The sequence below is a fragment of the Lactobacillus mulieris genome (assembly GCF_007095465.1).
GTDB classification, from domain to species: Bacteria; Bacillota; Bacilli; order Lactobacillales; family Lactobacillaceae; genus Lactobacillus; species Lactobacillus mulieris.
In genome coordinates, this window is the sequence record NZ_SDGL01000004.1 from 77,555 (window position 1) to 98,486 (window position 20,932).

General features: G+C 33.2%; 17 protein-coding genes. 14 read left to right on the plus strand and 3 right to left on the minus strand.

Annotation, left to right across the window (positions count from 1 at the left end):
* The first annotated feature begins 1 nt into the window (after position 1).
* The 11 genes from ETI37_RS02525 to ETI37_RS02575 all read left to right on the plus strand — a co-directional run bounded on the left by ETI37_RS02525 (position 2) and on the right by ETI37_RS02575 (position 12,986).
* Positions 2-1,165, plus strand: coding sequence for a sensor histidine kinase (locus ETI37_RS02525; protein WP_006587587.1), 1,164 nt, complete (start codon positions 2-4; stop codon positions 1,163-1,165).
* A gap of 34 nt (positions 1,166-1,199) precedes the next feature.
* Positions 1,200-2,750, plus strand: a complete 1,551-nt coding sequence (locus ETI37_RS02530) for a UDP-N-acetylmuramoyl-L-alanyl-D-glutamate--2,6-diaminopimelate ligase (RefSeq protein ID WP_143458385.1) — start codon at positions 1,200-1,202, stop codon at positions 2,748-2,750.
* A gap of 20 nt (positions 2,751-2,770) precedes the next feature.
* Positions 2,771-3,523: an amino acid racemase gene (locus tag ETI37_RS02535; RefSeq protein ID WP_006586239.1), complete on the plus strand. Its 753-nt coding sequence runs from the start codon at positions 2,771-2,773 to the stop codon at positions 3,521-3,523.
* A 142-nt stretch (positions 3,524-3,665) separates the two neighbouring features.
* Positions 3,666-4,421, plus strand: coding sequence for a DeoR/GlpR family DNA-binding transcription regulator (locus ETI37_RS02540; RefSeq protein WP_022091390.1), 756 nt, complete (start codon positions 3,666-3,668; stop codon positions 4,419-4,421).
* Positions 4,422-5,336: a 1-phosphofructokinase gene (gene pfkB / locus ETI37_RS02545; protein ID WP_006586241.1), complete on the plus strand. Its 915-nt coding sequence runs from the start codon at positions 4,422-4,424 to the stop codon at positions 5,334-5,336.
* Between the two features lie 32 nt (positions 5,337-5,368).
* Positions 5,369-7,333: a PTS fructose transporter subunit IIABC gene (locus tag ETI37_RS02550; protein WP_006586242.1), complete on the plus strand. Its 1,965-nt coding sequence runs from the start codon at positions 5,369-5,371 to the stop codon at positions 7,331-7,333.
* Between the two features lie 84 nt (positions 7,334-7,417).
* Positions 7,418-8,206: a Cof-type HAD-IIB family hydrolase gene (locus ETI37_RS02555; RefSeq protein WP_006586243.1), complete on the plus strand. Its 789-nt coding sequence runs from the start codon at positions 7,418-7,420 to the stop codon at positions 8,204-8,206.
* Positions 8,207-8,271: 65 nt separating this feature from the next.
* Positions 8,272-8,928, plus strand: a complete 657-nt coding sequence (locus ETI37_RS02560) for a metal ABC transporter ATP-binding protein (protein ID WP_006586244.1) — start codon at positions 8,272-8,274, stop codon at positions 8,926-8,928.
* A complete protein-coding gene (locus ETI37_RS02565) occupies positions 8,928-9,719 on the plus strand; it encodes a metal ABC transporter permease (RefSeq protein ID WP_006586245.1) in 792 nt (263 codons plus the stop codon). The genes ETI37_RS02560 and ETI37_RS02565 overlap by 1 nt, the downstream gene beginning before the upstream one ends.
* Before the next feature lie 121 nt (positions 9,720-9,840).
* A complete protein-coding gene (locus tag ETI37_RS02570; protein ID WP_034535780.1) occupies positions 9,841-11,364 on the plus strand; it encodes an L-lactate permease in 1,524 nt (507 codons plus the stop codon).
* Between the two features lie 98 nt (positions 11,365-11,462).
* Positions 11,463-12,986 (plus strand): L-lactate permease, encoded by a 1,524-nt coding sequence (locus ETI37_RS02575; protein ID WP_006586247.1) that lies wholly within the window; start codon positions 11,463-11,465, stop codon positions 12,984-12,986.
* Positions 12,987-13,073: 87 nt separating this feature from the next.
* On the opposite strand, the gene pepF is transcribed toward ETI37_RS02575, so the two are convergent.
* Positions 13,074-14,861, minus strand: a complete 1,788-nt coding sequence (gene pepF / locus ETI37_RS02580) for an oligoendopeptidase F (RefSeq protein WP_006586248.1) — start codon at positions 14,859-14,861, stop codon at positions 13,074-13,076.
* 168 nt (positions 14,862-15,029) lie between these two features.
* Between pepF and ETI37_RS02585 the strand changes: the two genes are divergently transcribed.
* A complete protein-coding gene (locus ETI37_RS02585; protein ID WP_006586249.1) occupies positions 15,030-16,238 on the plus strand; it encodes an LCP family protein in 1,209 nt (402 codons plus the stop codon).
* Positions 16,239-16,287: 49 nt separating this feature from the next.
* On the opposite strand, the gene ETI37_RS02590 is transcribed toward ETI37_RS02585, so the two are convergent.
* Positions 16,288-17,853 (minus strand): multicopper oxidase family protein, encoded by a 1,566-nt coding sequence (locus ETI37_RS02590; protein WP_006586250.1) that lies wholly within the window; start codon positions 17,851-17,853, stop codon positions 16,288-16,290.
* A gap of 237 nt (positions 17,854-18,090) precedes the next feature.
* Between ETI37_RS02590 and ETI37_RS02595 the strand changes: the two genes are divergently transcribed.
* Positions 18,091-18,597 carry a hypothetical protein gene (locus ETI37_RS02595; RefSeq protein WP_006586251.1) on the plus strand — a complete coding sequence of 169 codons (507 nt, stop codon included), beginning with the start codon at positions 18,091-18,093 and terminating at the stop codon, positions 18,595-18,597.
* A 73-nt stretch (positions 18,598-18,670) separates the two neighbouring features.
* On the plus strand, positions 18,671-19,297 hold the full coding sequence (locus tag ETI37_RS02600; RefSeq protein ID WP_006587594.1) for an LVIS_2131 family protein: 627 nt from the start codon (positions 18,671-18,673) through the stop codon (positions 19,295-19,297).
* 11 nt (positions 19,298-19,308) lie between these two features.
* Here ETI37_RS02600 and ETI37_RS02605 read toward each other — a convergent pair whose 3' ends face one another.
* The gene (locus ETI37_RS02605; protein WP_006587595.1) at positions 19,309-20,844 is read right to left on the minus strand and encodes an O-antigen ligase family protein; all 1,536 of its coding nucleotides are present in this window, start codon (positions 20,842-20,844) and stop codon (positions 19,309-19,311) included.
* Between the last annotated feature and the right edge of the window lie 88 nt (positions 20,845-20,932).

Below are 20,932 nucleotides of genomic sequence, written 5' to 3' on the forward strand. Positions count from 1 at the left end.
TATGAAAAAAAAACGCGTCAAGTTAACCGGACGTGAAAAAAGTGAATTATTTGCGGAAGCAGTAGTAACAATTATACTGCTTCTTCTTTTAAATTTATCAGTTATAATCTTAATAAACTTGGCTATTTTAACTAATCAAAGTTTAGAAAATGGAATTTATTTCTTAAAAAGCACTTTAATTTTTGGAAATGGATTACATATTTGGTCTTGGCAAAGAATTTTTGTTTTCTTTATGGGTTGTGGTGATATGTTGGTGCTATATTGGCGACTTTTACGTCGTTACCACCAAATGCAACTACGACATGTTATTCAAGAACTGCACTATATAGCTGAAGGGCATTTTGATCATCGGATTTCGTTTGTAGTGAAAACAGATTTACAAAAGGTAATTGATTCAATAAATTTCTTGGTTGATAGTACTGTAAATGCTATGAATGAAGAACGTCAGATAGAGCAATCAAAAGATGATTTAATTACTAATGTCTCTCATGATATTCGTACCCCTTTAACCTCAATTATTGGTTATTTAGGACTATTGAAAGCTGATAACAGTTTAACTGCTGATCAACTAAAATATGTTGATATTGCTTATAATAAAGCGGGACAAATGAAGGCTTTGGCCAATGACCTGTTTGATTACACAACTTTAAATTCCACAAAAACAAAAGTGAATATGGCACCACTACATTTAACATCAATGCTGGAGCAAGTAGCCGCAGGTTTTGAGTTAGAAGCTGAAGAAAAAAATATCTCTTTAAATGTTAATACTAAACCAGATGATTTAGTGATTGATGCTGATGCAGAAAAATTAGTACGCGTTTTTAATAATTTGATTTCCAATGCTTTGAAGTATGGTCATGGTGCAAGTTTTATTAACTTATCTGCTAAAAAAATTAAGGCCAATTTAGTAGAAATAAGGGTGGAAAATGATGGGGAGGCTATTCCTAAGGAAGCTCTCCAAAAGATTTTTGAACGATTTTATCGTGTAGAAACTTCTCGTAATACCAAAACGGGTGGTACTGGATTAGGATTAGCAATTGTTAAAGAAGTTATTGATTTACATCACGGAAAAATCACGTGTGAATCTAATGATCAGTTAACAAGTTTTATTATTCATCTCCCATTTAAGGTAGCTTTGCCCGAAAGCAAGGCTACTGTGTTATAATTTGGTCTGAAAACAATCTAAGGGGTTTTAAACCATGAGTATTTCTTTAAACACATGTATTTTAATTTTAAAAGAACATCACTTATTAAAATCAAGTGCAGTTCAAGATTCGGTACCTACGAAGATGGACTACATTTCTTATGATTCACGTGATATTCAAACTAATACGCTATTCTTTTGTAAAGGAGCTGGCTTTAGACCAACTTATTTGTCTATGGCTAAAGATAATGGAGCTACTTGTTATGTAGCAGAACAACCATTTCCTGAGGGAAAAGGCATGCATGCTTTGGTTGTTAGGGATGTTACTAAGGCAATGGCTTTGCTATCAGCTGCATTTTATCGCTTTCCACAAGATGATTTATTCTTGGTTGCATTTACTGGTACTAAGGGTAAAACTACATCTGCTTATTTCTTAAAAGGAATTTTTGATAAGATGAATGGCGGAAAAACAGCGCTATTTTCATCAGTTAATGACGTAGTTGGACCTAAGCCAGAAGATACCTTCAAATCAAGCTTAACCACTCCTGAATCTTTGGACTTATTCCGTAATATGCGTAGAGCAGTAGATAACGGAATGACCCACTTAGTTATGGAAGTGTCTTCACAAGCTTATAAAAAGAATCGAGTTTTTGGTTTAACTTATGATTTAGGTTTCTTTTTGAATATTACACCAGATCATATTGGACCTAATGAACACCCTAATTTTGCAGATTATTTACACTGTAAATTGCAATTACTTGTAAATTCACGTAAGTGTATTATTAATGCAGAAACTGATCATTTTCCAGAAGTTTATGCCGCTGCAACAACTACAACTAATCCAGATAGCATTTATCTCTTTAGTAGACAAGGTTATGAAAATCCAGATTTAAAAGTACCAGTTGACTTTTTATTTAAATCTGAAGAAACAGACTTAATTGAAACTAAATTCCAACTATTTTGTGCTAGTGATAAGGCAAAGCATTTAGCTATTGAAGGCGAATATACTTTAGATATGATTGGTGACTTTAATGAAATCAATGGTACAGCAGCTATTATTGGTGCTGGACTTGGTGGAGCAAATCACGAGAATGCTTCAGAAGGTATTCGACATGTTACTATTTCAGGTAGAATGGAAACTGAAAAGACTAAGAATCATGGCCTAGTTGTGGTTGATTATGCTCATAACAAGGCAAGTATGATGGCCCTAATGGGATTTATGAAGAAAGAATTTAGCAATCCTAAAATTATAGTCGTTGTAGGAGCTCCTGGCGATAAGGGTGTAAGCCGTCGACCAGGCTTTAGTCAAAGTTTGAGTGTATTTGCTGATAAGGCATTTCTTACAACTGACGATCCCGGTTTTGAAGATCCGATGGATATTGCAGAAGAAATTGATGCTGGAATTGATCATGCAAAGGTCGATGTAACTATTGAACTTGATCGTGAAAAAGCAATACGTGAAGCCATTAGTATGGCTGGTAAAAATGATGTCGTATTAATTTGCGGTAAAGGAGCAGATCCGTTCCAAAAAATTAGAGGTGTAAATACGCCTTATCCATCTGATATTGTTGTAGCTAGAAATGCAATCAAAGAATTAGAAAAATAATCGATAGAAAGTAGCTTAGGATGAAACACTTTTTTACTATTCTTGGTGGCATGGGAACTATTGCGACAGAAAGCTATGTTCGCTTAATTAATCACCGAGTAAAAATTAGCAAGGATCAAGATTATTTAAACTATATCCTAGTAAATGATGCCCAGATTCCTGATAGAACCGCTTATATTAAAGATCATACTAAAGAAAACTTCTTTTTTGCATTGAAAGATGATGTAGAAAAACAATCTTTATTAAAGCCTGATTTTTTTGTAATGCCATGTAATACGGCTCACTACTTTTATCATGATTTAGCCGCATTAACTGATATTCCCTTTTTGAATATGATGGATATTGCAGTACATCATTTTATGGAAAAATTTCCTAAAGAAGAAAAAATAGGATTAATAGCTACAGAAGGTTCTATTTTTGATAAGTTGTACGAAAATAGCATTGTCAAAAATGGAAGAAAAGTTGAATTAGGTGGTAATGAAATTCAGCCATTAGTAAATGAACTGATTTATAGTGACATTAAAGAAAATGGTTACGTTGATGGTGAGCTATATCATAGAATTTTACGGAAAATGCATGATGATTATGGCTGTAATGTAATTTTGCTAGGTTGTACTGAATTATCTTTAGCGCAAGAAAAAGCCCCTAATCATCCATATAATGTAATTGATCCACAATCTATTTTAGCTGATGTAACAATTGAATTAGCTTTAAAGATTAGAAATGGTATGGATGTTAATAAGGCGGTAAGTAAGTACTTATATCAAGACTGATATTTATCTGAAGAATATATTTCTTAAAGAATATATTCTTTTTTTGTGGTTGAAAAATTTTTATCGAAAAATGACTGAAAATGAGTGAAAATGATTGCTTTTGACTAAGATAGCGGTTACTATATTAGTCGAGGTGAAAAAGATGCTGACACAAGAGCGCCAATCGATGATAAAGAATTACGTCGATCAGCATGATTTCTGTCGTGTTGTTGATTTATGCAAATTGACGCAATCGTCAGAATCAACTATTCGCCGTGATTTGTCAGAAATGGATCAATTAGGTTTGCTGCAACGGGTTCATGGTGGAGCACAAGCAGTGAATAGATCAATAAGAGACATTGCTCAACATATTCGTTTTACGATTAATGTTGAACAAAAAAGAAAAATAGCAAGATATACAGTTCAAAATTTTGTGAAACCAGGATCTTATATATTTTTAGATGCTGGAACTACCGTATATGAAATGGTTCCTTTTTTAAAAGAAGTTGCTGATTTAACAGTAGTAACGAATAGTTTAGATACAGCAGTTGAACTTCTTAAAGAGGATATCCCTACAAGAGTTTTAGGAGGAAAGTTAAAAAAGCAAACTCATGCTATTGTAGGGGAGATTGCAATTAAGCAACTTTCAAATTTAAATTTTACGGCTGCTTTTATAGGAGCAAATGGTTTGAGTAAGATGGGGGATTTTACTACCCCAGATCCTTCCGAAGCTGCTATTAAACGCCAAGAGCTATTGCAGTCGAAACAAGTCTTTGTCTTAATGGATTCGGCAAAGCTATTTGATGAGCATTTTGCTAAATTCGCTCATGTTTCTGAAGTGACCTTGATTACCAATCCATTATCTTCTGACCAAAAAAATAAATTACCAGATGATTTAGTTTATGAGGAGGCTGACTAAATGATATATACAGTTACAGTTAATCCAGCACTTGACTACGTATTACAACTCGAAAAAGTAAATACTGGTGAAGTTAACCGGACTAATGATTGCCAATTTTTAGCAGGTGGAAAGGGAATTAATGTTTCTCAAATTTTAAATCAGTTAAAAATTGATAATACAGCTTGGGGATTTGTTGGTGGCTTTACAGGAACAGAGCTTGTCCGTCAACTTAATCAAAAACAAATTGTCAGTGATTTTGTAAAAATTTCTGATACAACAAGAGTTAATGTAAAGATTCATGCTGAAGTTGAGTCTGAAATTAACGCTGCAGGACCACAAATTACTGAACAAGAAATTGCCGCATTTAAGTCACGTTTAGCAGATTTAAACGAAGGTGACATCGTTGTAATGAGTGGTAGTTTAACACCAAGTTTAGGTGCGGACTTCTACAAAGATTTACTTCCAACTATCAAAGAAGCTGGTGCTGAATTTGTTGTAGATACAACTGGTCAAGCTTTACTTGATACTTTGGAATATAAGCCACTTGTTATTAAGCCTAACCACCATGAATTGGCTGATTTATTTGGTGTAACTTTCAATTCTAATGAAGAAATGCTTACTTATGCTAAGAAGTTACTTGATATGGGCGCTCAAAATGTCATGATTTCTATGGCTAAAGATGGGGGCTACTTGGTAACTCAAGATGGTGTATATCATGCAGCTGGTGCCAAGGGAGTTGCTGTGAATTCAGTTGGTGCTGGTGATTCAATGATTGCTGGATTTGTTGGAACTTACTTCGAAACTAAAAATTCAGTTGAAGCATTTAGAATTGGGATGGCTTGTGGTGCTGCTACTGCCTTCACTAAGGATATTGCAGTTAAGAGCCAAATTGATGCAGTTTTACCACAAATTAAGGTAGAAGAAGTAAAATAAAAACTAAAAATCTAGAAAAAGAGGGGAAAAGCATGCGGATTAAAGATATTTTAAACCCTGAATCAATGATTATGAGCTTAAAGGCAACTAATAAAGAAGAAGCTATTAATGAAATGGCTGATTTGGAAGTTGCTACTGGCGTAGTCAATGATAAAGATGAGTTCGTAAAATCTATTTGGGCACGTGAAAATCAATCAACTACTGGTATTGGTGAAGGAATTGCGATGCCACACGCACGTAATAAGAGTATTAATAAAGCTCGTGTGTTATTTGCTAAGAGTGATCAAGGCATTGACTTTGATTCATTAGATGGACAACCAGTTCACTTATTCTTCATGATTACAGCTCCAGATGGTGCAGATAATACTCACTTGCAAGCATTAGCTAAGCTCTCAGGTTTACTTGTAAATCCTGATTTAATTGCTAAATTAAAAGCAGCTACTAAGCCTGAAGAAATTATTGATATTTTTACTGCTGCAGAAGATGCTAAGGATGCTGAAGAAAAAGCAGCAGCAGAAAAAGCAGCAGCTAAGAAAGCCGAAGATGCAAAAGAAGATAAAAGTGACAAGCCATTGATTGTTGGGGTAACTGCATGTATTAATGGTATTGCTCACACTTACATGGCTGAACAAGCTTTGATTAAGGCTGGTGAAAAGTTAGGCGCTGAAGTTAGAATTGAAACTAATGGTTCAGAAGGTGTTAAGCATGAATTAACTGCTGATGAAATTAAGCGTGCTAAAGGTGTTATCATTGCTTCTGATAAAAAAGTTAAGATGGCCCGTTTTGATGGCAAGGAATTGATTGCTGGTCCAGTTGTTGATGGTATTAACAAGCCAGAAGAATTGGTTAAAGATATTTTAGCTGGTAAGGGTAGCGTATACCATGATAGTGGTAATAGCGAAGAAGCAAGTGAAGCAAAAGCAAGTGGCCTTCATGCTATATATCAACAATTGATGAATGGTATTAGTCATATGCTTCCATTCGTTATCGGTGGCGGTATCTTAATGGCCATCTCCTTCTTAGTTGAACAATACATGGGTGGAGCTAAGACAGAGGCATTTGTATTCTTAAACAATGCTGGTAGTATGGCCTTTGCTTTCATGGTACCAGTTCTTGCCGCTTATATTGCTGAAGCAATTGGTGATGCGCCTGCACTTATGCCAGGTTTCGTCGGCGGTTTTATGGCAACTGTTTACAAGGGTTCATTTGGCGGAGCATATGTTGCTAGTGTAAATCACAGCGCTAATTCTGCAGCTGGTTTCTTAGGTGGTATTGCGGCTGGTTTCATCGCTGGATACATTGTGGTAGGTCTTAAGAAGTTATTCAAAGGCTTACCTAAGTCAGTTGAAGGTATGAAACCAATGCTTATTTACCCAATTTTATCATTGCTTCTTACAGCTTTAGTGATGTTCTTCATCATTAATCCGATTTTCGGTGCATTAAATGCAGGTATTACTGCATTCTTAAATCACTTAGGAACTGGTAATTTAGTATTACTTACAGCTATTTTGGCAGGTATGATGTCAATTGATATGGGTGGTCCTTTTAACAAAGCTGCTTATGTCTTTGCTTCAGGTGCTTTTGCTAATGATCCTAACTCTAAGACTGCTGCTATTTTAATGGCTGCTGTTATGGTTGGTGGTATGGTTGCTCCATTTGCTACAGCGATTGCTAGTGCATTCTTTAAGAACAAGTTTACTGATGAAGAAAGAAAAGCTGGTATTACTAACTGGATTTTAGGGTTCTCATTCATTACAGAAGGTGCTATCCCATTTGCTGCTGCAGATCCTAGTCGTGTAATTCCTTCAAGTGTTATTGGTTCAGCTATTGCTGGTGCATTAGTTGGTTTATTACATGTAGGTGTTCCTGCACCTCACGGTGGTTTCTGGGTATCCCCACTCGCAACTAATATCCCTGGTTACTTCTTAGCAGTAATTATTGGTTCAATTGTTGCAGCTGTTATTTTGGGATTCTGGAAAAAGCCAGTAAACAAATAATTTATGTCAATTTAAATAAATTAGGCGCTATCAATTAAGATAGTGTCTTTTTTTGATAGAATAAAAGTAAGCAGGAGGATAACTATGATCAAATTAATTGCGACAGATATGGATGGTACGTGGCTAAATTCTGATAAAAAATATGATGTAGATCTTTTTGAAAAAGATATTGCCTTAATGAAGAAAAATAATATTAACTTTGTTATTGCAAGCGGTAATCAATATGATAACTTAAAAACTCGTTTTCCCAATAATGTTAATGACTTATATTTTGTGGCTGAAAATGGTGCTTTAGTTGCCAAGGGAAATCAGATTTTAGCAATTGAAGATTTAACTATTGAAGAAATTAATGAAATTCAAAGAGCTTGTATTAAATATAAATATCCCGTCGTATGGGCGGGCTTGAATAGCGCTTATGTTTTAAAGAGTGATGGTAATGAACTTTATCAAGAAATGAAAAAATATTACCATAAACTGCAAGCAGTGAACTCTTTTGATGAAATAGATGACCGATTATTTAAGATGAGCTTTGTGATTTTACATGATAATGTTTTAGACCTGGTAACTGAAATGAAAGAAAAATTCCCTAAATTAGGCTTTGTTGCGGGGTCTGAATTTACTATTGATGTTTCTAAAGTTGATATGAATAAGGCTGTAGGACTTAAACTTTTGGGGAAGAAATTAGGAATTTCATCTAAAGAAATGGTAGCTTTTGGTGATAGTGGAAATGATGTTGCAATGCTTAAATATGTTGGCAAAAGCTTTGCTACGTCAACAGCTCAAATAGTTGCTAAAGAAGCTGCTGATGAATTAATTGGTTCAAGTGATGATAGTAGTGTCCAAAGAAAAATAATTGCATTATTGAGTAAATAGGAATATACTGATAAGATTTTTAATTATCAAATAAAAATCAAAAATTAATTGAAAGGAAGGTAGTAATGGCAAAAGTTTTAACAGTTGAAAATTTAACAATGAAATTTGATGAACAAACTGTTTTTGAAAATTTAAATTTTGCGCTAAAAAAAGGTTCAATGACGGCCTTACTGGGACCTAATGGTGCAGGTAAAACTACCTTGATTCGTATTTTGATGAATATGTTAACAGCTACTGCTGGTGTTTTTAAATTTTCTCAGAATACTAAGATTGGTTATGTACCTCAATTTCGAAATATTGATTCAGACTATCCATTAAGCATCAGGGCTTTTATTGAGCTGAATACTCCTTTATTTAAGTCAGCATCTGTCAAAAAAAGAGTTGATAATATTTTAAAGGAAACCAATTTATTAGAAATTCAAAATACACGGATGGGTGAAGCTAGTGGTGGACAAAAACAAAGAGCATATCTAGCACAAGCTTTGCTTGATGAACCCAATTTTATTATTTTAGATGAAGCTACTGCTAGTTTAGATCCAGTAGCTAAAGAAGAATTGATGACACTCATTAAACATCTAAATGAAAAACATGGCCTAACAGTCCTGTTTACAACACATGATATTCCATTAGCTAAGAAGTACATGAAGGACTATTTATTGTTTAAGGATAAAAATTTAGAACATAATAAAATTAGCCAGTTAACTAAGGAGGCGTATGAATAATGTTTGCATATGAATTTATGCGCTACGCCTTTTGGGCTTCTACCTTTATTGCAATTACTTGTGGTGTAGTAGGTGTTTATGTTGTAGCGAGAAGCTTTAGTTTTTTAGCTCATACTTTGAGTGAAATTGGCTTTGCGGGAGCAGCTTTTGCTGTTTTTATGGGAATTAATCCGCTTTGGGGGATGCTTTTATTTACATTATTAGGCTCTTTAGGAGTGGGTGAATTATCGATCCATTCCAATCAAAAAGAATCTTCCATTAGTGCTATTAGTGCATTATTTATTGGCTTAGGAGTATTATTTCTATCTTTAGCAGGATCTAATAGTCGCTATGCAACTAATATTTTATTCGGAAGTATTATTGGAGTGGACTTAGAAGGGGTAATTCAGTTAACTGTATTATCTTTATTAGTTTTAATAATTATTGCTATAATTCAACGCCAATTAAACTTTGATTCATTTGATCATATTGGTGCCCTAGCTCACAATGTAAATGTTAGTTTAGTAGGAATAATATTTTTAATTGTAATGGCTATGGCGGTAAGTGTTGGTTCTCAAGTTGTCGGCTCACTATTAGTATTTATTTTACTAACTTTACCAGCGTCAACTGCAAGGTATCTGGGAAAAACAATTTCAGCTATGATAGCTTGGTCTGTAGGTTTGGCACTAATTGGCGTATGGGTTGGATTATATTTAGGGTTTATTACCAATTGGCCAGTTACTTTCTTCATTTCAGTAATTGAAGTTTTAGTATATTTAACAGTATATTTAGCAAAGATTGTGAAAAGATAAACATTGAAATGGCGCAATTAGCGCCGTTTTTTTTAATACTTTTCACTTTATAAATAAAGCGCTTTCATGGTATGATTAGCCTATAGAGTTGAAATATGGAGGCAGCATTATGAATGCAAATATGTGGATTAAATTTATTTTTGCCTTGCTACCAATTATATGGCTAATTATGTCACTTGGCTTTTTAAAAATGGCAGCCACAAAGGCAACAGCAATTGGTCTAATTATAACAATTATCTTAGCTAAGTTCAGTTTCAAAATGCCTGTTACTAATATCTTCAATGCAGCCTTAGAAGGTGTTTTGATGGCACTATTTCCAATTATTTATGTTATTGTCGCAGCATTATTTACATATAATGTAACTAATCAATCAGGAAGTATTAAGATAATTCAAGATTTATTGAGCTCGATTTCTACAGATAGGCGTATATTGGTACTAATTATTGCTTGGGGGTTTGGTGGATTTTTAGAAGCTATAGCAGGCTTTGGAACTGCAGTAGCAATTCCTGCAGGAATTTTAATAGCTTTTGGGATAGATCCAATCAGAGCGAGTGTAATATGTTTAATTGCTAATACTACTCCTACAGCATTTGGCGCCATTGGACTTCCAGTTATTACTTTGTCGAATCTTACTCAAATAAACGGCAATGAATTATCAGCTTATGTTACTTTTGAATTATTACCATTGATTATATTGATACCTTTTGTGTTGGTTGTTTTAGTTGAAAATAATTTAAAGGCAATAAAAGGAGTTGGAGGGATATGTTTAGCCTCAGGGTTAGCATTTGCTTTACCTCAGATTATTGTTGCAAAGTTTGTAGGGCCTGAGCTCCCTGCAATTGTCGGTGCAATTTTTAGTATTGTAGTGACAATTTCTTTAGCAAAATTAAAAAATCAAAATAAAGAACAAGCGAAAGATCTAGAAATGAAAAGCCATTCGTTAAATCCAATACTTAGAGCGATGTCACCATTTATTTTAGTCTTTGTATTGGTATTAATGGCTTCTCCCCTTGTTCCTAGCATTAATCAATTCTTAAATCACTTTATTATTAAGTTTTCGATTGGTAAGGGGAGTTTTTCATTTGCGTATATAGCATCACCTGGGACACTGATAATTATTGCAACTATAATTGGTGGTTTAATTCAAAAAATTAAGCTACAACAATTGGGGAAAATTTTTATTACTACTATTAAGGGATTAGGAAAAACGACTCTAACGGTTTGTACAATTGTCGCTTTAGCTAAAGTCATGGGATATAGTGGAATGACTAATATTTTGGCAGTTAGTTTAGTTGCTTTAATGGGGCCTGTATATCCTTTAGTAGCTCCTTTAATAGGTGCAGTTGGAACTTTTATAACAGGATCAGATACTTCTGCTAATGTTTTATTTGGGAACTTACAATTATCAGCAGCTCGATCACTGGAAGCAAATGTTGATTGGGTGGTTGCTTCTAATATGGTAGGTGCAACAGCTGGAAAAATGATATCTCCACAATCAATAGCTGTCGCTACTGCTTCTACTGGGCTTGAAGGACATGAAGGGGAACTTCTAAAGCAAGCTCTTAAATGGTTTAGTCTTTATTTGGTAATAATTTGCTTATATTTATTTGGTCTTGGAATAATATTAGGAATGTTAAAGTATTGATTGTAAGCTCGCATTAGCGAGCTTTTTTTGAGCATATAATTGGTCCGTATAAATACTATATGATAATATAAAAATATATTTATACTGGAGGTTATGCGATGAATTCACTGATACAGTTATTTTTAGACTTGTTACCAATTATATGGCTAATTATTTCATTAGGCGTTTTTAAAATGCCAGCTGTTAAAGCAACAAGTATTGGATTAGCATTGACTGTATTATTATCAATATTAGGTGGCAAATTAACTGTTACTAAAACTTTTTTAGGTGCTTTAGATGGTGCGACAATGGGCCTGATAGTAATTTCATATGTTGTTGTCGCAGCCTTATTCGCCTACAATAGCGCAAGTTATTCAGGAAATATGCGAGTTATTCAAAATGCCCTAAGCCATGTATCTACTGACCCTAGAATATTAGTTTTATTAGTATGTTGGGCTTTTGGAGCATTTTTAGAATCTGTAGCGGGTTTTGGAATAGCTGTTGCGATTCCTGCTGGTATTTTGATTTCTTTTAATATTAAGCCGATTAAAGCATCTGTTATTAGTTTATTAGCTAATACTGCTACCACTTCTTTTGGAGCAGTAGGTCTTCCAGTAATTACTTTGGCAGATGTAACAAAGTTAAATTCTCAAACTTTAGCTATATTTGTTAGTTTACAATTATTACTTTTGTGTATTTTAGTGCCATTTTTGTTAGTTTTATTAGTCGATTCATCTTTTAAGGAATTAAAGAAAATATGGTACTATCCTTTAACAGCTGGGCTAGTATATGGAATCGTTCAACTAGTGGTTTCGTACTTATTAGGACCAGAATTACCTACAATTGTGGCATCATTAGCGACTTTAATTGTCTTAATAATGTTGGCTCAAAGGAAAAACAAGTCATCTGTTAAACAAGAAAAACATACTTTAACTGAAATTGCAGTTGCAACAGCACCATTTATATTGATTTTTTCATTAGTATTAGTTACTTCACCGCTTTTTCCACAGATTAATAACTTTTTGAATAATTTTCAAATTGGTTTTCAGATTTATCCAGGCCAAGATAATGGACAAACTTTTTCTTACCTAGTATCACCAGGTACTATTATTTTATTGTCGGCTATTATTGGTGGATTAGTTCAAAAAGTATCATTGCAGGAACAGTTGAAGATTTTGATTTTGACTTTAAAAAGCATATGGAAAACCATTATTACGGTTTGCGCAATTGTAGCATTAGCTAAAGTAATGGATTATTCTGGAATGACAACGACACTGGCAACTAGCTTAGTAAAGGGGTTAGGACCAATATATCCACTTTTTGCTCCTATTATTGGTGCAATTGGGAGTTTTGCAACAGGATCGAATACTTCCTCTAATGTCTTATTTGGAGATTTACAATTGTCTGCGGCTAAAAATTTAGGGGTAAATAAATACTGGTTAGTTGCATCAAATATGGCAGGGTCAACAGCAGGTAATATGCTTTCACCACAATCAATTGCGGTTGCAACTACTGGAGTTAAGTTAGAAGGAAAAGAAGGAATTATTTTAAAAGATGCTTTAAAATGGGCAGGGCTTTATTTAGGAGTTATTTGCATTTTTTTGTATCTGATTGGATTAATTTTTGGCATGATAAGGTTATAAAAATAAAAACAGACTAAAGTTGTAGTTCATCCAAAATGAAATTTAATTTTGGTAATTTACTACAGGTTAATAGTCTGTTTTTTGTTTTTATAGTAATTTTTCTAGTTCGTTTAAGCGCTGCTCAAAGACTGAAAAGGCACTGTCAAGATAAGTTGACGTTGTCATATCGACACCAGCTTTTTTCATAATCTCAATAGGATATTCACTTGAACCTGCTTTTAAAAATGCTAGATAGTCTGCTTTTTGTTTTTCTGTGCCATGAACGATATTCTTAGCTAAAGCAACCGCTGCAGCGAATCCCGTAGAATATTGATATACATAAAAATTGTAATAAAAGTGAGGAATTCTTGACCATTCTTTATCGATATCACTGCCAGGCTCTACGATTCCATAATATTTTTGATTTAATTCACCATAAAAAGAATTCAATTTTTCAGCTGTTAGTGGTTCTCCGCTTTGATCTGCCTCATGAATAAATTGTTCAAATTCAGCAAATTGAGTTTGGCGATAAAGGGTAGTTCTGAATGCTTCTAAATTGTAGTTAAGAATAAATGCTCTAATTTTAGGATCAGTTGCTTTACTTAATAAATATTCAGTTAGAATGTTTTCATTGGTAGTTGATGCTATTTCTGCTAAGAAGATAGGGTATTCGCCATAGATATAAGGTTGATTTTTTCTAGTGAAAGCAGAATGTACAGAATGGCCCGTTTCGTGAACTAAAGTATAAAGAGCATCAAAGTCATTAGTCCAATTAAGCAATTCATAAGGATCTGTATCATAACTACCACCTGAATATGCTCCAGTTACTTTTCCCTTAGATTCCACAACATCAATTACTCGATTATTAAAAATATAATCAACTTGATCAAGGTATTCTTTCCCTAAAATACTTAATGCCTCTCGTGCTTGCTTTTTCGATTCACTATAGCTATAGGATAAAGATGGGGTTCCTGTAATTGGAACATAGAGATCATACATTTCTAGTTCTTCTAATCCCAAAACTTTTTTTCTTAATTTCATATAACGGTGGAGTAAATTGAGATGTTTATGAACCCCTTTAATTAAGTTATCGTAAACGGAAACAGGGATGTGACTTTGTGCTAAAGCTGCTTCGCGCGCACTATTGTAACCATGCATTAATGCAACATAATTTTGTGATTTAACATTGCCTGAAAGAGTTGAAGCAAGTGTATTTTGAAATTGACCATAGCTTGCATAAAGAGTTTCGAAAGCATTTTTTCTGACGGTTCTTTTTGGTGATTGGATAAGCTGACTATATAATCCTTCAGTTAATTGAACCATCTCGCCATCATTGTCAGTTGTATAACCAAATTCAAGATCTGAATTGGTTAGCACATTAAAAGTATTACTTGATGAACCAAGAGCAGCACCACTTGCAGCAATAATTTGTTCAGATTGCGCATCTAGAGTATGATTTCTTTTATTAGTAATCTGATCTAAATAGTGTTTGTAATTTAATAATTTAGGTTCTTGTAGCTCAAATTCTTTTAAGACTTGATTGCTTAAAGATAAAATAGCTGGATTAATGAAGCTAATAGCTGAGCTATATTTATTTGCCAAATCTTCTGCCATTGCGGCAAAACCTAAATAATGATTATTGCTAGTATCAACATCTCTAGACATCGTGGCATAAACATAAATTTTTTCTAGACGGCGATCAATTGAAAAAATTTGGGTTAATGCTGAATATAAATCATTACCAGATTTAGTAATGATGGCACTCAAGTTATTTAGATTGGAAATTTCATTGCTTACTGACTCAAATTCTTTTTGCCAAGCTTGATCAGTAGGAAAAACTCGTGTTAAATCCCAAGTCAACTCTTTGGGGACTTCATTTCTTGTAGGTAATACCATATAAAATTCCTCCGTGATTTGAATAAGTTTATTTTAGCGTGTTATTTGTAGATTTTACAAAAAAACGTCTTTTTATCTTAAATAAAGCCTTAAAATTACACAAAAAAGTATAGTTTTAAAACAAAAAGTGGCAAAATTTAAATATAAGTTTGTTGAGGAGAATTGGATATGACGAAAAATCATCCAGATAGTCGGGAAGAATATCGCTTCAAGCAACGCAGTGGGCGTTTACTATCTCGAAATCAATTTTTTACTGCAAATAAACAGATCGCTAGTAATAAAAATTTTAAAAAGCTTCTGACCTTAATTGTTTTTCTTGTTGTTGGATTTGTGGCAACATGGGGGAGCCATTTTTACTTTAATTTAGAAGCAGCGTTGGGAAATACTTATCAAGGTGGTACGCCTGCTACTCAGATTACTAATAAGCAACCTATTTCGGTATTAATTTTGGGAGTAGATCAAGGAATTGAAAATCGTCATGATCAAGGAAATTCTGATACTATGATTCTTGCGACGGCCAATCCACAGACTCAAAAATCCACTTTGACATCAATACCACGAGATTTGTTGGCTGATATAAAGGGCGATAATGGAAAATACTTTATGTTTAGAGTTAATTCAGCTTATCAAGTAGGTGGTAATAAAGCTGCAATGAAAACTACGAAGGCCTTGCTTAATACTCCAATTAATTATTACATGGAAGTTAATATGAAGGCATTGCAAGAATTAGTGGATGCTGTAGGTGGAGTAGATGTTAAAGTACCATTTTCGTTCACTTATAATACCACCTTCAAGAAAGGAAAAATGCATTTAAATGGTAAACAAGCATTAGATTACGCAAGAATGAGAAAAGAAGATCCTCGTGGTGATTATGGAAGACAATTGCGCCAAAGACAAATTATCATGGCAATTGTCAAAAATGCTTTAAGTTTAAATAGCATTTCAAACTATAAAAAAATCCTAAAAGCTTTTTCAAAAAACGTGACAACTAATATGACTTTTAGTGATATGATGGCTATCGCTATTAATTATCGTTCTGTAGCAAATAATATTAAGAGTGACTATATTCATGGCCACGATGCTTGGATTGATGGCGCCTCAATTCAAGTTGCTTCAACGAGTGAATTACAGAGAGTTTCAAATTATACTCGAACTAACTTAGGTTTGAAAAAGCAAAAACTTAGCAATGAAGAAACTAGGCAGAATCGTTTAAATGAAAAATATAATGCTATTGATTGGACAAATCCTAACGCCTTTACTAATTACCAAGTATTTCCAGCTAATAGTGATTCTGCAGTTAATTCTGATTCTGGTAGTAATTACAATACAACTTACAATAATAACGTTAGTGAATATGATAATGGTGGAAATTGGTAGAAAAAAGACCTGCATTGCAGGTCTTTTTTTTAATAACTATTTATTTGCTTTAATGATGACTAGCTCCGCTATTTGCATCATCATGACAATGATCCATGTAGCCTTCAGTACACATACCTGGCATGAATACTTCGCTTTCTGGAATTCCTTTTTCTTCCGCAAATGCTTTAGTTAAGGTTTCCATATCCATTAAATCGTAATGTGGTTCTGGCTTGGTTGGATCAACAATTAAGATGTTTGCCATCATACCAGCATCTTCGTGTTCAATGATGTGGCAGTGATACATAAAGAGACCTTCTTTAGGGAAGATTACTTTTAGACGAACAGTTTCTTGTGGAGCAACTTCAATTGTGTCTTTGTAAACTCCGATTTCATTAGGATTTGGAGTTTGGCCATTGCGTGATACAACTAAGAAATGAGCACCATGAATGTGGAATGGATGAAGCATACCGTGACTCTTGCTGTTAGTATTAGTTACATCCCAATATTCTGCATGGTTAACTTCAGCTTTCATATCAATTCTTTGCATAGAATATTGCTTACCATTAATTTTATCATGGTCATCCATTGTTACTTTCCGGATTGGAGCATCTGGATCAACTTTTGGATCTGTCGGTGTGAATAGGGTATCTGGCAAGACAGAATTATCTTCTTCAAAGTCATGAATTCTAAATTCAATAAGTTTGAAGTCATCAGTATAAAGATTTACGACATCTCCAGATTTATAACCTGAGAAATCAACAATTACTTGAAGACGTTCACCAGGACCAACTAATAATTTGGTCATCTTTACAGGATGTTCTAAGAAAGAATCATCTCCTGCGATTTGAGTCATAACTAAATCATTATCGAAGTGTAATCTCCATTCACGACGGTTAGTACCACCTAAGAAGAGCAAACGAACTTTTTGGGTCGTTACATCAATATATGGTTTAATGATACCATTAATTAGTGGTGTATCGCCAAATACTCCCATAGGATCATAATCAGCACGGTAATCAAATTGATTATCTTTGTGGAACACTCTATCTTGTAATACAATAGGAAATTCGTCTTTGCCGTATGCTTTTGGAATTGGAAGTTCAGCTTCATGGTCATCAGTAATAACTACTCCCATTGCTAACCCCATCCAAACTTGAGCTGCTGTACTTGGACATGGGTGAGCGTGAAGCCATGTTAATGCAGCTGGTTGTTCAACAGTAAACTCAATTTCTTTTTCTTCACCAGGATAAACAGGAGCATGACAACTTCCATCAATGTATGGACCAGGAACTTCCATACCATGCCAGTGATAAGTGGTTAATTCTTTAAGACTATTCTTTAATGTGACATGAACATGTTGACCAGTTTTAAGTACCATTGTTTGTCCTAAAAATGGAGCATTATAACCCCAAGTTTTAGTTTTTGAACCAGGTAAAAATTGTGTCTCACCTTCAAGAGATTCAATAGTGAACCAAACATCATTGCCGTCCACTTTATCAGGTTTTAAAACAGGTGGTACAGCTAAAGGTTGAGCTTCAACACCATCTGGAATGTGTAAGTTTTTATATCTAAAATGGTTTTTGTCAAAATCTGCTTCATCATAGAAGTAGTCAGTGTATACTTTTTCTGTCATAGTATTGACCTTTCTTTCTACCTCACTAGAGGAGAATAACTATTACAGCTTCAATGTACACCTGTTGTAAGCGCTTGTAAACTGATTATACGACAAATCACAATTTAAATAACGAAAAGTTAATTTACAAGTGTAGTCAATAAAGAAAAAGTTATTTAATTCATAGTTGATAAATATTGGGTAATTAGTTAATCTAAATCTTGAAAGATATATTTGATACATTAAAGAGGTTAAGCTTTGAAAATACTATTAAAAGACCTACTAGAAAAAATTGAAAATGAAGATTATATTCAAGATCTTGAAACAGAGAAATATTCGGCATTAACTAAATCAAAAGTGAAAACTATCAGTCAGAACTTAGTAAAACAAGTTTTAGCAGCATTGAAGCATAATTCTCTAGCTCATGTACAACTTGATGTAACAGGACAAAGACCAGCTAGTTTTATTTTAGAAACTAATGTGGTTAATTTGCCATATGCCAATTACAAAAAAATTGGAAATTTTGTTTCTGCTGACGAACCATTGCCAGTTAAAATTTATTTTGAAGTTTCTAGTGAATATATAAATGCTTCTAAATTTTGGATTGAAGAACTAGCTGGAGTAGATGATTTAAATGAAGAAATAATTGCGGATCATTTTGCTGATTTAATTAATCAAAAGTTAGTTGATGTTCGTAATTATGTTAAGCCTGAAAAAACTGTATCGGCTAAAAAGACAAAAGAAAAAACAAAGAAAAAATCATGATTTTAATCATGATTTTTTCTTTTTTATGAATGCCAAGTAACTTATACTAAAAGTTACAAGGAGGAATTAGCTTATGTTTAATTGGAATTGGCTGGGTATATTAGTTTGGTTAGTTCTTTTAGGCTATTTAATTTTTATATCGTATCATATCCGAAAACGACATTTAAAAATGATAGTCATGCAGCAAAAACATTTTACTTGGCGTACTTTGGGATTAGACTTTTTGGAAATATTAATATTATTAATAGGTCTTTTTATACAGATCCAAAATAGTTTCTTTGACAATCCTAGTTTAACTGTAAAAAGTCAGATTGAACAAAGTATTGAATACAAGCCATTAGTGCTATCTTCAGCATCAGATCGCTCATATTATGTGACTAGTAATTCGGTACAAAAAAAGAAATTGTATCAAAGATATAGTTTCTTTACTGAGGGAAATCAATATTCAGTAACAAGTGATTGGGCAACTATTTCTGATGGTAGTGTAGCGTTAAATACAGTGGCGCAAAAATTACCATATTCCAAGCAAGTGTTAGCAAAATATGATACTAAATATCAAAAGGCTTACGTTGCTATTTATGAGGCCAAATATAAAAACACTTGGCAAAATGGATTGGGCTTACATGTGGGGAGAACCGCACTTAGATATTACTTAATAAGAGTTCCCGACTCTACTTTTGTTAGAGAAGTTAAGAATTAAAAAAGGCCGCGTTAAGCGGCCTTTTTTGTAGTATTTAAACTTTTCAATAGATAGCCCATAATAAAACTTAGAATTAAAGTGGCTGTTAAAAAGTCCATTACATTTCCAGAATAGTATGAAGAAAAAATCAAAAAGCTACTAGATGTTAGTAAGCAAGAATTTAAGAAGGATCTATTTTGAGAATTAATAATCCATTTAAATCCAGCATAGATTAATATTACTAGGTAAATACCTACAAATATTATCATTCCTATTAAGCCTAATGAATATGTTTGGGCGATAAAATCTCTTTCAAGATTAAAGATATTAGTTTCTCTAACATAAGAAATCCCCAACCATTTATCTAGTTTATTATTGTTAGTTTTTAGTACTTGATTCAGCATTTTTTGCTCAATAAGGCGATTATTCATTCTATCTTGAACGGGCAATTTTATGATTTCTAGCCAAAATTCAGGATCATATTTATATGAATAACTTTGTTTTACAAATCGTGAGTTAAGTGAATAAAAATCACTGTATTTAGCAAAGAAATTTTTTAAGAATTTTTCCCTTTTTTTACCAGAATGCTTTTTAAGTCCTTCTTTTAAAGTTTGACTGACATCAACTTGTTTATGTGATTTTATGTGATTTTTTTTATTTGAACGAAGTTCAGTAATTTTTTCTTCGAAATTACCACGTTGAATCGCAGGGGAAAAAGGAAAAATTAAGCCGGTAGCGAGTGTACCTAAAACAATAATACTTATAGCATAATTGTTGATTTTAATGTTTTTAAAAACAAAATGATGAATTAAATAAAGAAATACAAATATAGCACTTGAAATTATTAGTCCATATGCTGCTACTTTTGTACCTAATTCTAGCATTGCGAGTGATTGAAAAATATACAGAATAACATTTATTAAATTAAATTGGGTTACTAGTATATAGAGCATTAGTGGTAATAACATAAATAAGATTGCACTTATTGTGTTGGCAAAGTTAAAAAAACCCTTAGAAGCTAAAAGAAAATAGCTCATTCTTTTCCCACTAAACCAAGAAAAAATATTTCCTTGAATGAATTGATTACCATAAGACATTAATGATATTAAGAATAAATTGCTTAATACAATAGTAATTGATATTGAAGCTACTAAGCTCTGAATAACGCGAACGAAGTCTTTTTTTTCTGTATTAGAGTTAGCTGTTATGTAAAGAACAACAATAGGTAAAAACATTCTAATTAGATAAAATATTTCTCCTGTAGTTGTATATCCGTAATCATTAGGATTAACACTAACAAAAGATTTGACATGCCAAATGTGAAGTGCAGAATATATAATTAAAACTATTGTGTAAGCTATTATCCACCAGTGCTTACCTATTTTTTGCCAATGATATTTTTTACTAAAAAACATCCCCAACAAGGTTGCAACTGCAAAGATTCGAATTATTGTTGGAAAAGTAAAAGGTAGGATAGTTGAAAGAGGTGGGTTATAAAACCAATAAAAATCTAAAAATGGTTGCAATAATATAAACCAATACAGACTCTTTTTTATTTTGTTATTCACAGGTATTCTCCTCACCATAGAAGTTACATTTATGTTAACAAAAAAAAGGCCTTAATTTAAGACCTCAGATTATGCTAAATAGAAAATA